General features: G+C 65.8%; 11 protein-coding genes. 3 read left to right on the forward strand and 8 right to left on the reverse strand.

Translation table 11 applies throughout. The features are described from left to right. Positions 1 to 11 precede the first annotated feature (11 nt). A complete protein-coding gene (locus tag C7T96_RS14720) occupies positions 12 to 953 on the forward strand; it encodes an alpha/beta hydrolase (protein WP_106572002.1) in 942 nt (313 codons plus the stop codon). Between the two features lie 46 nt (positions 954 to 999). Continuing rightward, positions 1000 to 1515: a GNAT family N-acetyltransferase gene (locus tag C7T96_RS14725; protein WP_106572003.1), complete on the forward strand. Its 516-nt coding sequence runs from the start codon at positions 1000 to 1002 to the stop codon at positions 1513 to 1515. A gap of 16 nt (positions 1516 to 1531) precedes the next feature. On the opposite strand, the gene pcaF is transcribed toward C7T96_RS14725, so the two are convergent. The 3 genes from pcaF to C7T96_RS14740 are packed head-to-tail and all read right to left on the reverse strand — an operon-like array spanning position 1532 to position 4399. Continuing rightward, entirely contained in the window at positions 1532 to 2740 is a 1209-nt protein-coding gene (gene pcaF / locus C7T96_RS14730; RefSeq protein WP_106572004.1) for a 3-oxoadipyl-CoA thiolase, read from the reverse strand. Then, positions 2733 to 3545: a CoA-transferase subunit beta gene (locus C7T96_RS14735; protein WP_106572005.1), complete on the reverse strand. Its 813-nt coding sequence runs from the start codon at positions 3543 to 3545 to the stop codon at positions 2733 to 2735. The genes pcaF and C7T96_RS14735 overlap by 8 nt, the downstream gene beginning before the upstream one ends. Then, positions 3545 to 4399, reverse strand: coding sequence for a CoA-transferase (locus C7T96_RS14740; protein ID WP_106572006.1), 855 nt, complete (start codon positions 4397 to 4399; stop codon positions 3545 to 3547). The genes C7T96_RS14735 and C7T96_RS14740 overlap by 1 nt, the downstream gene beginning before the upstream one ends. A gap of 80 nt (positions 4400 to 4479) precedes the next feature. Between C7T96_RS14740 and C7T96_RS14745 the strand changes: the two genes are divergently transcribed. Beyond that, on the forward strand, positions 4480 to 5253 hold the full coding sequence (locus tag C7T96_RS14745) for an IclR family transcriptional regulator C-terminal domain-containing protein (RefSeq protein WP_106572007.1): 774 nt from the start codon (positions 4480 to 4482) through the stop codon (positions 5251 to 5253). Between the two features lie 22 nt (positions 5254 to 5275). Here C7T96_RS14745 and C7T96_RS14750 read toward each other — a convergent pair whose 3' ends face one another. From C7T96_RS14750 to C7T96_RS14770, 5 genes are all read right to left on the reverse strand, one after another. Beyond that, positions 5276 to 7618, reverse strand: a complete 2343-nt coding sequence (locus tag C7T96_RS14750) for a TIM-barrel domain-containing protein (protein WP_106572008.1) — start codon at positions 7616 to 7618, stop codon at positions 5276 to 5278. Between the two features lie 131 nt (positions 7619 to 7749). Continuing rightward, the gene (ugpC, locus tag C7T96_RS14755; RefSeq protein WP_106572009.1) at positions 7750 to 8853 is read right to left on the reverse strand and encodes a sn-glycerol-3-phosphate ABC transporter ATP-binding protein UgpC; all 1104 of its coding nucleotides are present in this window, start codon (positions 8851 to 8853) and stop codon (positions 7750 to 7752) included. 29 nt (positions 8854 to 8882) lie between these two features. Continuing rightward, positions 8883 to 9929, reverse strand: a complete 1047-nt coding sequence (locus C7T96_RS14760) for a carbohydrate ABC transporter permease (protein ID WP_106572010.1) — start codon at positions 9927 to 9929, stop codon at positions 8883 to 8885. 3 nt (positions 9930 to 9932) lie between these two features. After that, positions 9933 to 10856, reverse strand: a complete 924-nt coding sequence (locus C7T96_RS14765) for a sugar ABC transporter permease (RefSeq protein ID WP_106572093.1) — start codon at positions 10854 to 10856, stop codon at positions 9933 to 9935. A 200-nt stretch (positions 10857 to 11056) separates the two neighbouring features. Continuing rightward, a complete protein-coding gene (locus tag C7T96_RS14770) occupies positions 11057 to 12328 on the reverse strand; it encodes an ABC transporter substrate-binding protein (protein ID WP_106572011.1) in 1272 nt (423 codons plus the stop codon). Positions 12329 to 12333: the final 5 nt, after the last annotated feature.

Genomic DNA, 12333 nt, shown 5'->3' on the forward strand with positions numbered 1-12333 from the left:
GGGAATAGGTCATGACCGACTACGCCGAACTCATCGACGCGCAGACTTGGGCCTTTATCGAGCGTACCAATGCGTTCTATCCACCCGACACGGTCGACTACACGGTCGACCAGCAGCGCCAGATCTACGACCGCATGTGCCGTGAGTTCCATGCCGACCATCCCGAAGGCGTGAGCGCGCAAACGATGGCGATCGAGACGTCGGCCCATGCGATCCCGACCCGCCTCTATCGCGCCGCCACGCCCGACCCATCGGCGATGGTGCTCTATTTTCACGGCGGCGGCTTTATTCTCGGCGGGCTGGAAAGCCATGACGATATCTGCGCCGAACTGTGCCATCGCACCGGTTACGACGTCGTCTCGGTCGACTACCGGCTTTCACCCGAACATCTCTACCCCGCCTCGCACGAGGACGGTTATTCCGCCTTCGAGTGGGCCGCGCGAACCTATCGTTGCTCGATCCTGCTCGCCGGCGATTCGGCCGGCGGCAACATCGCCGCCGCCGTCGCCGGGCGTTACCGCCGTCACCCGCGCGCGCCGGCCGGGCAGGTGCTGATCTATCCCGGCTTCGGCGGCGACCACACCAAGGGCTCCTATATCGCCCACGCAAACGCGCCGATGCTGTCGACGCGCGACATGGCGTTCTATCAGCAGATGCGCACCGGCGGCGCCGACGTCTCGCGCGATGCCGGTTTCGCGCCGCTGCGCGACACCGACTTTGCCGACCTGCCACCGACCGTGATCGTGACCGCCGAGTGCGACCCGCTGGCCTCCGACGGCCCCGACTACCGCGACCGGATTATCGAGGCCGGCGGCAAGGCCTATTGCCGCGAGGAAAAGGGCTTGGTGCACGGCTATCTGCGCGGCCGCCACACCGTCGACCGGGCGCGGCGGAGTTTCTCGCGCATCGTCGATGCCCTCAAGGCGCTCGGGAGAGGCGAATGGCCTTATTGAGGCACAAGGCTTCACCGGAACCCGGGCCCGTTCTAAACCGGTGCTTATGAACAGCGAAGCTCTGCCCATCCTGCCGGTCGGCGCCAAGGTCGAGGCGGCCGTCCTCGAGCTTAACAACCGCCACGCCCTGGAATTGTCCTTCCTCGAGCCGGACGAGCTTGCCCGTCTGATCGACGCCGCATTCTGCGCTCGACGGATCGGCCAGATCGAGGCCTTCCTGATCGCCTTCGACCAGGATGCCGATTATGACAGTTCCAATTTCCAGTGGTTCAAGGCGCGCTACCCGCGCTTCGTCTATGTCGACCGGGTGGTCGTCGATCCGGCCGCGCGCGGCAGAGGCCACGCCCGGCGACTTTATCGCCATGTGTTCGACAAGGCCGCCGCTGGCGGCTACCCGCTGGTCACGTGCGAGGTGAACGAACAACCGCCCAACCCGGCCTCCGATGCCTTTCATGCCGCGATGGGATTTGAGGCGATCGGAAGGGCCACCCTGCCTGGCGGCGCGAAATCGGTACGTTATTTCGCCCGGCCGATCGGAACTCGCCAGGCCGAGGAGGCGTGACGCTCGGACCGCGCGGTCAGACCCGCTCGAGCGCGATCGCGATACCCTGGCCAACGCCAATGCACATCGTTGCGAGAGCCAGCTTGGCCTGGCGCTCGCGAAGCTCCAGCACGGCCGTGCCGGTGATCCGGGCCCCGGACATGCCGAGCGGGTGGCCGAGCGCGATCGCCCCCCCGTTCGGGTTGACGTGCTCCGCGTCCTCGGGAATGCCGAGATCGCGGAGCACGGCGATGCCTTGGGAGGCAAAGGCTTCGTTGAGTTCGATCACGTCGAAACCGGCGGGCTCGAGGCCGAGCCGCGCGCACAGCTTCTTGGTCGCGGGTGCCGGGCCGATGCCCATGATGCGCGGCGGCACGCCGGCGGTCGCACCGCCGAGGATGCGGGCGATCGGCGTCAGGCCGTATTTTCTGGCCGCCGCTTCGGAGGCCACGATCAGCGCCGCAGCGCCGTCATTGACGCCGGAAGCGTTGCCGGCCGTCACCGTGCCGCCTTCCTTCTTGAACGGTGTGCCGAGCTTGGCCAAAGCCTCCACCGTGGTGCCGGCGCGCGGATGCTCGTCCTTGTCGACCACCACCGGGTCGCCCTTGCGCTGGGGAATCGTCACGGGAACGATCTCCTTGGCCAGCCGGCCGTTTTCCTGCGCGGCGACGGCCTTGGCCTGACTGCGCACGGCGAACGCATCCTGATCGGCGCGCGACACGTTGAACGCCTCGGCGACGTTCTCGCCGGTCTCCGGCATCGAATCGATCCCGTACTGCTTTTTCATCAGCGGGTTGACGAAGCGCCAGCCGATGGTGGTGTCGTAGATTTCCGCGTTGCGCGAAAAAGCACTCGCCGCCTTCGGCATGACGAAGGGCGCGCGCGACATCGATTCCACACCGCCCGCGATCATGATCTCCGCTTCGCCGGCCTTGATGGCGCGCGCCGCGATGGTGACGGCGTCCATGCCCGAGCCGCACAGTCGGTTGACGGTCGAGCCGGGCACATCGATCGGTAACCCGGCCAGCAGCGCGGCCATGCGCGCCACGTTGCGGTTGTCCTCGCCGGCCTGGTTGGCGCAACCGTAAAACACGTCGTCGACCGCCTGCCAGTCGACCCCGCCATTACGCTCGATCAGCGCGCGGATCGGAGCCGCGCCGAGATCGTCGGCACGCACGGGCGAAAGTGCACCGCCGAAGCGGCCGATGGGCGTGCGGACATAGTCGCAGATAAAGGCTTCAGCCATCTTTCGATCCTTTCTTCGCGCCGGAACCGGCCGCGCCCTTGTGGGCCGCCTCGGTGCGCGCTTTCAAGTCGCGCAACGTCTTCAGTTCCAGTGCGGTCGGCGCGGGCGTCTCGTCAACCCTGTCGGCGAATTTTACCGTCCAGCCGCAGGTCTCCTGCACCTGATCGCGGGTAACGCCTGGATGCAGCGAAACGACGGTGAACTCCTTGGTCTCCGGGTCGGGTTCCCAGATCGCCAGATCGGTGATCAGCAGTGCCGGGCCTTCCGTGTCGATGCCGATGCGGCGGCGATGATCGCCGCCCTCGCCATGACCGAAGGAGGTGTAGAAATCGATCTTGTCGACCATGCCGCGCTTCGACTGCACCATGGTGATGTAGATCTTCTGCGCCGCGCTCGCGATCTCCGGCGCCCCGCCGCCGCCGGGAAGCCGGGTCTTGGGATGGTCGTAGTCGCCGATCACCGTGGTGTTGATATTGCCGAACCGGTCGAGCTGGGCCGCGCCCAGGAAGCCGATGCTGATGCGCCCGCCCTGCAGCCAGTAGCGGAACATCTCCGGCACCGAGACCGTCGTCACCGCCGTCTCGCACAATTCCCCGTCGCCGATCGACAGCGGCAGAACGTCGGGCGCGGTTCCGATCGTGCCTGATTCATAGATCAGCGTGATGTCCGGCGCGTGGGTAAGACGCGCCACGTTGCAGGCGGCCGACGGCGCGCCGATGCCCACGAAGCAAACGTCGTCGCCCTTCAGGGCGCGGCTCGCCGCGATCGTCATCATCTCGTTGGGGGTGAAGTCTCGGTCGCTCATCACATCGCCCCCAAAGCTGCGACGCGGGCAGCGAAATCCTCCGCCGTCGCCTCGATCACGTTTTCGTCCATCCACGCGCGAAACAGCGCGCGGTCGGCGGCGATCTTGTCCCATTCCAGATAGGCGGCGTTGTCGCGCGGATAATAGCCGTGCGCATAGGACGGGTGCGCGCCGCCCGGCACGACCGCGATCGCCGTCACCGTCCAATGAGGCAGGATGGTCAGGTTTGGATGCAGGTCGGCAAAGTCCTCGACCACCTCCTCGACCGTGACCACCGCGCGCTTGGCCGCCAGCACGGCCTCCTTCTGGATGCCGATAATGCCTTCGATCAGCACGTTGCCTTTGCGGTCTGCCTTTTGGGCGTGGATGAAGGTGACGTCGGGCCGCACGGCGGGAACCGCGGCCAGCGTCTCGCCGGAAAACGGACAGGTCACCTGCTTGATATTGGCGTTGACGCGGGCAAGCTCGGCACCGAGATATCCGCGAAAGATCGCGCAGGGCAGCCCAGCCGCGCCGGCCTCGTAGGCATTGGCCATCGCCGCGTGCGAATGCTCCTCCAGCTCGATCGGACGCGGATAGGCGTTCTCGACTGCATCGCGCAGGCGCCGCAGCAAGCCGACGCCCGGATTCCCGGCATAGGAAAACACCAGCTTCTTGGCCAAACCCATTCCGATCATCTGGTCGTAGACGACGTCTGGCGTCATGCGCACCAATGTCAGGTCCTTGACCCCCTGCCGGATCGCCTCGTGCGCGGCAGCGGTCGGAATAAGGTGCGTAAAGCCTTCAAATGCGGCAATATCACCGTCACGCAGATTGCCGGCCACCGCCTGCTTCAAAGGCATAAAAGTCGCCATGTCGCATCCTTAGTAAAGTTCGTATTGCGAACCTTAGTTTTATATGCGATACTGGTTATATGGATGCCTCGCCTGAGTCAATGCTCTCGGACCCCCAGTCGCGCGACCTCGTCGGCTCGCTGGGGCGCGGTCTGGCGGTCATGGAAATCCTGGCCGCACACCCGGCCGGAATGACCCTGACCGAGATGGCCGAAAAGGCCGGCATAACCCGTGCCGGCGCGCGCCGCTTCCTGCACACGCTGGTGGCAACCGGTTACGCCACCCAGGATGGCCGCACGTTCCGGCTCTCTTCTCGGCTGATCTCCGTCGCGCGCACCTGGCTTGGCAACGCATCGCTGTGGTCCTTCGCCGAGCCCTTCATGCGCGCCGTCTCGCACCGTTTTGGCGAGGCCTGCTCGGCCGCTGTGCTGTCTGGCGAAAACGTGGTCTACGTCGCGCGCGTGCCCGGCCGCCATATTCTCAGCGTCGGCCTGCAGGTCGGCACCCGCCTGCCCGCCTTTTGCACCTCGATGGGCCGGGTCCTGCTATCCAGCCTGCCCGACGACGAACTGGACCGGTTCCTGGCCGGCGCCGAGCTCAAACCGCTGACGCCGAAAACCCGCACCGACCCGAAGGCGCTGGCCGCGTTGATCCGTGCCGCGGGAGACGAGGGTTATGCGCTCATCGACGAGGAACTCGAGCCGGGCCTGCGCTCGATCGCCGTTCCCGTGCGCGACGGCAGCGGCGCGATCGTCGCCGCGATCAACGTCTCCACCCAGACCGCCCGGCTTTCGGTCGCCGACCTGAAAGACCAGGTTCTGCCTGCGCTCAACGACGCGACGGCGAAGATCCGCGACTTTTTCGCGGTTCAGTAGGCCACTTGCCGCACACCGGCGTTCAGAGCGCGGTCTCGACCTCCAGGCGCCGCCTGTCCAATCCGCGACCGACAAGGCCGAGTTCCGGCCGGCCCCTGCCGCTCCATCGTTCCTCGACTGCCAGGCGGACGCGGTCGCGATCCCAGATGCCCCGGCACGACAACAGCGAGGCGTCACGGTCGCGATAGCCCCAGCCGAGCCCGTCGTCGAAGAACAGCGCCCGTTCCGTAGCACCCTCGCCGGGTCCGGCGAACAAGATCAGCTCGACCCGGGTGAAATCGTGCGGCGCCCGGTCCGGCCAGTCGGTTGCAAGCGGCAGGACCGCGCCCGAGCGCACCAGCACCGGCAGCCGGCCGAGCGGCGCATCGATAGAGACTTGCCGACCGCCGGCATGAACCGTCTCGCCGTGCAGCGTGTGCCAGCCGCCCTCGATCTCCGGCAGGTAGACCTCCACCGCCCGCGCCCCTTCCTCGACCGCCGGTGCGACCAGGACGTCGGCGCCGAGCATGAAGCAATCCGTCTCGTCCCGGCATTCCGGCTCGTCGAAATGATAAAACAGCGGCGTTATCAACGGCGCGCCGTCGCGATGGGCGACGTGGGCGAGGTGGTAGAGATAAGGCAGGAAGCGATAGCGCAGCGTCAGCGCCTCGCGCACCGCGTCGGTCGCTTCCGGGTGCATCCACGGCAGCGTGGTCGGCTCGTCGAGCTGCGGCTTCCAGGAGTTCATCACCGCGCGCGGATGCAGCGACATCATTTCCACGAAACGCACCAGAAGCTCGGGACCGGGCCGCGGCCCGTCGAAACCACCGATATCGTGGCCGGTGAATGGCATGCCCGACAGGCTCATCGACAGGCCCTGGCGCAGATTCCATTTCAGCGTGTGCCAGCTCGTGCGGTTGTCGCCGGTCCAGGTTTCGCCGTAGCGCGCGATCCCGATCGGCCCGGCCCGGCTGATCGTGTAGGGGCGTTCGTCCGGCCGGTGCGCGCGCGTCGCCTCGAAGGTCGCCCGTGTCATCAACAGCGCATGCACCGGGCGCATCGCGATCGCCGGCAGGCGGCGCCCGAAGCCGTCGACGGTGGCGGTCTCGTCCCACAATTCGCACTCGTTGTTGTCGTTCCAGCCGGCGCCGAAGCCGGCTTCCAGAACGTTTGCCGTGATGCCGGCCTTCCACCAGTCGACCGTCGCGGGATTGGTGAAGTCGAGGCTCGAGCCGTCGCCGCCCCAGAACATTTCCACTGCGGGCTGTCCGTCGGCCCGCCGCACGAACCAGCCCTCGCCCGCCGCCCTTGGATAGGCCGGATGCTCGGTCAGCAGCACCGGCTTCACATTGGCCGCCGTGCGCAACCCCAACGCCTCAAGCCGCGCGAAGAAACCGTCGCGGTCGGGAAATTTCTGCGCGTTCCAGGTGAAGACGTAGCGCCGCCCGTCGGCGCGTGTCGTGTAGCCGGAGCCGGAATGGATGGCGCTGATCGGGATCGCGTCGGCGCGGCAGCGTTCGGCGAAGCCGGTGATGACCGCCTGCGCGTCGGTCGCGTCGGCGTGGTGCATGGTGGTGAAGGCGAAGCCCATCGACCAGCGCGGCGGAAAATGCGGCCGGCCGGTCAGCGCCATCAGCCTGGGCACGATGTCGCGCACTTTCGGGCCGGCGACGACATAAAGCACCAAGCCCTTTTCCTGCAGGTCCACATGACGGTAGTGCGGATGGTAATTGGAGTGTTCCGCGCCCAGATCGAAGATCGCCTCGGCGAGCGTGTCGTAGAGCAGTCCCGCCGCCTCGCCCGCACGCCCGGCGATCACGAACGGAACATGTTTGTAGAGCGGATCGGAGGTCTCGGCATTATAGCCGAGCGAATCCGTCTGCAGACATCTGAGTCGCCGGCCCGTCCGGTCGAGCGGACCGGACTTGTCGCCGAGACCGTAATGGCTGTCGTCGAGCGCGCGGGCCTGGAAATGGCGAAACACGCCGCGCCCGGCAAACCATTGATAGGCGCCGGTCGGGCGATCGGCAACGACGCGCTGCCACCCATCGGACACGCGCCGTTCGACCGTCAGCGCAAGCGGTGCCGGCTGGACGACGACACGCCAGTCCCGCCCGAAATACGTCGTTTCGCTTTGCCGGTCATGGCGCGCTTCGAGCGGCGCGAAACCTTCGCTCGACACACGATCTCGCCCCGGCCAGGGCACGTCGCCACCGGGCGCGATCATCCAGGTGCGGTCGACGCAAAGTCCTTCCTCGGGCAGGATCGCGATCCGCACAAGCCAGTCCGACAACGCTTCCACACGCAACGAAAACCCGGCATCGAGCGGCGCGGTGAGGCTCGAGGCGGCTGGAACGACGGGACCCGTCGTGGCGAGAAAACTCATGGCAGAACCATCCTGGGTGAAGGAAAGCCCGAACGGGGGCTACGGGCAGCGGCGACGGGGCTTGCCGGCCTATCCGCTTTGGCGGCGCGCCGGCATCGCCCCGCCTGCGCGATAGGGCGCAACGCTGCCCATCACACCGCTTCTCCGACCACCAGCCGCTTCATGCCGAGGCCGTCCGACTTGCGAAACAGATGGGTATAGTCCGGCCTGAACACGACATGGGTGGTCTCGCCGCGCCGGATCCCGGTCTGGCCGGCCAGATGCACGGTCAGCGGCGTCCCCGCCCCGGTTTCGCAGTAGAGATAGGACTCGCCGCCGAGCTGCTCGACCGACTGGACGGTCACCGCGTGACCGGCCGCGTCGCCGACGATCAAATGATCGGGCCGGATGCCGAGTTCGGCCGCGTCCCCCGGTTCCAACCCGTCTGGCGCAACGGCGGCCCGGTAGTCGTTGCCGGCCGCATCCGACACCACCACACCGCCGGCCTCGGCCTCGCGCACGGTCACGTCGACAAAGTTCATCCGCGGCGAGCCGATAAAGCCGGCGACGAAGCTGTTGGCCGGCTGGTTGTAGAGCTCCAGCGGCGTGCCGGCCTGTTCGATGCGCCCGTCGCGCAAAACCACGATCTTGTCGGCCATCGTCATCGCCTCGACCTGGTCGTGGGTGACATAAATCATCGTGTTGCCGAGCCGGCGGTGCAGCCCGGCGATCTCGCCGCGCATGGTAACCCGCAATTCGGCGTCGAGATTCGACAGCGGCTCGTCGAACAGGAACACGCGCGGCTCGCGCACCACCGCCCGCCCGATCGCGACGCGTTGCCTTTGCCCGCCGGAAAGCTGTTTCGGCCGTCGGTCGAGATAAGGGCCGATCTGCAGCATGGTCGCCGCCGCCTCGACGCGACGGACGATCTCCGGCTTGGGCGTGCGGATATTCTCCAGCCCGAAGGCCAGGTTCTGGCGCACCGTCATATGCGGGTAGAGCGCATAGGTCTGAAACACCATCGCCAGCCCGCGTTCCGACGCCCGCTGCTCGTTGACGCGCACCCCGTCGATGCGCAGCTCGCCGCCGGAAATCTCCTCCAGTCCCGCGATCATGCGCAACAGCGTGGATTTCCCGCACCCCGACGGGCCGACAAACACACAGAACTCGCCATTGTCGATCGTCAGATCGACACCGTGAATGGCACGGACGTCGCCATAATCCTTGATCAGCCCGTCAAGTTCGAGGACCGCCATCCTTCACCCCTCTTTCCCGAGCGCCATAATCATTTCACCCCGGTCTGGGCGATGCCGGTCGTGATGTATTTCTGCAAAAAGGCGAACACGATCGTGATCGGCAGCAGGGTCAGCACGGTCATCGCCAGGAGGTTCGACCAGCTGGTCTGCAGGTCGCCCTGGAAGGAATTCAGCGCAAGCTGCAGCGTGAATTGCTCGGAGCGGGTCAACACGATCAGCGGCCACAGAAAATCGTTCCAGCGCCACATCACCGAAAAAATCACCAGCACGGCCAGCGCCGGCGCCGACAAGGGCAGCACGATGCGCCAATAGACCCGCCATTCCGACGCGTGGTCCATGCGCGCGGCATCCAAGAGATCGTCGGGAATGGTCAGCATATATTGCCGCAGCAGGAAAACCCCGGTCGGCGTTGCCACCGCCGGCCAGATCACCCCCCACGGCGAATTGACCATGCCCAGTTCCGAAACCACGAGATAGATCGGCACCAGATTGATCGTCGGCGGGATCATCAGCGTGGCAATGATCAGGATAAAGACGAAGGTCTGGCCCCGGAAGCGATATTTCGACAACGCGAACGCCGCCATCGAATTGAACAGGATGGTGATGACCGTCGCGATGACGGTTATGAAGACCGAGTTCCAGAAATAGAGCGCGAAATTGAACCGCTCGAACAGCGCGGAATAGTTTTCCACCGCGAGCGCGAATTCGCGTTCCGGCACGCGGTCGTTGATGTTGACCTGCAGCCGCTCGCCCGGATTTTGCGGGTCGACCATCTGGCTCATCAGCCCGATGCGGCGCACCTGCGCCAGAAGCCGGCCCTCGTGCTCGCCACCCGTCACCCGAAAAAGCTGCAACGGCTCCTCGTACCCCTCGACCTCGACATGGATCGGCGCCAGCGGCAACAGCGAGGGCGGATATTCCTGCAACGCGGATTCGGTCTTGAACGACGACAGCGCCATCCAGGCGACCGGCCCGAACATCAAGACGACGGCGAGCGCCAGGTAGCCGAAGGTCAGCCAGTCCGTGAGGTCGAGCCGGCCGCGGCCGCGGGTTCGCGTCAGGAAGGAGCGCAGCATCGCCTAGCCCTCCCCGCGGCCGCGCGCGGCGCGCAGTTGCAAAAGCGTCAGCACCATCAGCACCGCCGCCATCAAAAGCGAGGCCGCCGCCGCCAGGCCGTAGAGCTGCGGTCGGAAGGCGAAGCCGGTTTCGTAGATGAACTGCAAAAGCAATAGCGTCGCCGAGCCGGGACCGCCGCCGGTCAAAACGAAAATCTCGTCAAAGGCCTGCACGGCGCGGATCAGCGACAGCACCAGCACCACAACCATGGTCGGCATCAAAAGCGGCATGGTGATCTTCGAAAACACCCGCCATTTCGACGCGCCGTCCATTTCCGCTGCCTCGTAGACATCGGCCGGTATCGCCTGCAGCCCGGCAAGCAGGATCAGCGTGTAGAAACCCATATGCGCCCAGATCGACACGAACACGATCCAGAAAAAGGCCCAGTCGGCCTCGACCAGCCAGTTGACGATCGGCAGCCCCTGCGCCTCCAGCCCGGCATTGAGCACACCGTAGCGCTGCAGCACCCATTTCCATATCAGCGCCACCACGACCGGCGACAAGAGCACCGGGTAGAAGAACACGCTGCGGAAGAAACCGCGCAGCGGGATGCTGCGGTTCAGCACCAATGCCGTGACCAGCGAAAACAGGATCATGAACCCGACCTGCAGCACCACGAACCAGCTCGTATTGTGCACGGCGCGCCAGAAGATATCGCGCTGGCAGCTATTGGGATCGAGATAGTTTTCGCAGGCCAGCAGCGAAGAAAAATTTTCCAGCCCGACATAGGGCCGCTCCGACAAGAGGATACGGTCGCTGCCGGAGGTGGCGTAGAAGAAGTTCAGGAAGATCGGCAGAAAGGTGAACAGGCCGAAAATCAGGAGATTGGGCAGCAGGAACACCCAGGCAATCTTCTGCGCACCGGTCATCTTCTGAACGGCCAGCATCGGTCGCTCGAACAGCTCGAAGGCTGCCCGGTAGAGGTAGGATATCGCCGTCGTCACGGGTGCGAACATCGCGTGTGCCTCATGACATGGGCCCTTGTCCTCACCGCCCGCCCCGCTTGTCGTGCGGAGAAGACGTCCCGTCGCCGGCCTCCCCCGGCAAACCGGGGAGAGGTTTCGGCGACAGGGTCGGGACGATCCCGTTACTGCGCCGCCGCGACGGCTTCCTCGACATCGGCGTCGATGCGGTCGAGCGCCTCGTCCAGCGACAGTTCACCAACGATCGCCTGGGTGATGCGGGTCACCGTGGCGTTCATGATCGCGCGGTTGTTCTTGTAGCCCTGGAACTGGAAGGCGACCGGCGAAAACCCGGCGAGCGCGTTGCCGAACGCGGTCAGGGCCGCCTTTTCGGCGTCGGTGGCGTTTTCGTAGTCGATGCCCTTGACCTGCAGCGCCTGGTTGGCGGGGATGTTCTTGGTCTTGGCCAGCACCTTGGCCTGCACGTCCTCGCGCGCGATGAAGTCGAGCAGCTTGCCCACTTCCTCCGGCGCTTTCGTGTGCTTGAAGGCGGCGATCGCCGCGCCGCCGGGAATGCCGGTGCAACCGCCGGGACCGCACGGCGCCGGCACCGCGACCCAGTCGAAGGCGTCGCCAATATCGCGCCCGAAGCGCCCGATCTGCCAGGAGCCCGACATATACATCACGAGCGAGCCGTTGGTGAATTCCTTGGCGGCATCCTGATAGGTCGCGCCGCCCGCGCCGGCCCACACCTCCTTGGCTATCGTGCCGTCCTCGTTCCAGGCCACGAACTGCTCCGAAAACGCGCGGAAGCCTTCATCGACCGTGATCGGATCGCCCTTGTCGTCGAACAGCTTCGCCCCATAGGAGATCGCCGGCCCGGCGTAGCGGTGGCCCGAGCGGTCGAGCGCCATCGGATAAGGCGTCTGGGTCGCCTCGGCCACCTTTTTGGCCGCCGCCGCCCACTCCTCATAGGTCGCGCCGGCGCCCGGCATGTCGACGCCGGCCTGTTCGAACAGCGTCTTGTTGACGAAGGGGCCGGTGGCGGTCTGCTGGTCCATGATGGCGTAGATGCCCTTGTCGTCCGGCCCGTTGACCCGGGTCCAGGCGAGCGTCTTGCCGTATTGCTCCTCCAGCTTGGCGGCGTCGGCGACATAGGGCGTCACGTCGAGCATATATGTGGCCAGTCCGCCGAGGTCGGTCACGCGGGCGAGATCGGGGCCCTCGCCCGAGGCGAGCTGCAGCGGCAGGCTCTCCACGATCGACTTGTAGGGCACGATGTCGACCGCGACGGTGGTGCCGGGATTCTCGGCCTCGAACGCTTTGAACTGTTCGGCCCAGGCGTCGCATTCCACGCCGTCCTGGTAACAGGCGAAGCGCAATTCGGCCGCCGAGGCCGACGAGGCCGCGACGATCGCGGCGAAGGCAATTCCGGAAAGCAGATGTCTCGATTTCATGATTT

Origin of the sequence: Nitratireductor sp. StC3 (genome assembly GCF_003015025.1) — a bacterium.
Lineage (GTDB): Bacteria > Pseudomonadota > Alphaproteobacteria > Rhizobiales > Rhizobiaceae > Mangrovimarina > Mangrovimarina alexandrii.

Coding starts and splice junctions, on each gene's coding strand:
- C7T96_RS14745 (WP_106572007.1), top strand. CDS start 4,480: ATGCTCTCGGACCCCCAGTCGCGCGACCTCGTCGGCTCGCTGGGGCGC.
- C7T96_RS14740 (WP_106572006.1), bottom strand. CDS start 4,399: ATGGCGACTTTTATGCCTTTGAAGCAGGCGGTGGCCGGCAATCTGCGT.
- C7T96_RS14720 (WP_106572002.1), top strand. CDS start 12: ATGACCGACTACGCCGAACTCATCGACGCGCAGACTTGGGCCTTTATC.
- C7T96_RS14770 (WP_106572011.1), bottom strand. CDS start 12,328: ATGAAATCGAGACATCTGCTTTCCGGAATTGCCTTCGCCGCGATCGTC.
- pcaF (WP_106572004.1), bottom strand. CDS start 2,740: ATGGCTGAAGCCTTTATCTGCGACTATGTCCGCACGCCCATCGGCCGC.
- C7T96_RS14750 (WP_106572008.1), bottom strand. CDS start 7,618: ATGAGTTTTCTCGCCACGACGGGTCCCGTCGTTCCAGCCGCCTCGAGC.
- C7T96_RS14725 (WP_106572003.1), top strand. CDS start 1,000: ATGAACAGCGAAGCTCTGCCCATCCTGCCGGTCGGCGCCAAGGTCGAG.
- C7T96_RS14765 (WP_106572093.1), bottom strand. CDS start 10,856: ATGCTGGCCGTTCAGAAGATGACCGGTGCGCAGAAGATTGCCTGGGTG.
- ugpC (WP_106572009.1), bottom strand. CDS start 8,853: ATGGCGGTCCTCGAACTTGACGGGCTGATCAAGGATTATGGCGACGTC.
- C7T96_RS14735 (WP_106572005.1), bottom strand. CDS start 3,545: ATGAGCGACCGAGACTTCACCCCCAACGAGATGATGACGATCGCGGCG.
- C7T96_RS14760 (WP_106572010.1), bottom strand. CDS start 9,929: ATGCTGCGCTCCTTCCTGACGCGAACCCGCGGCCGCGGCCGGCTCGAC.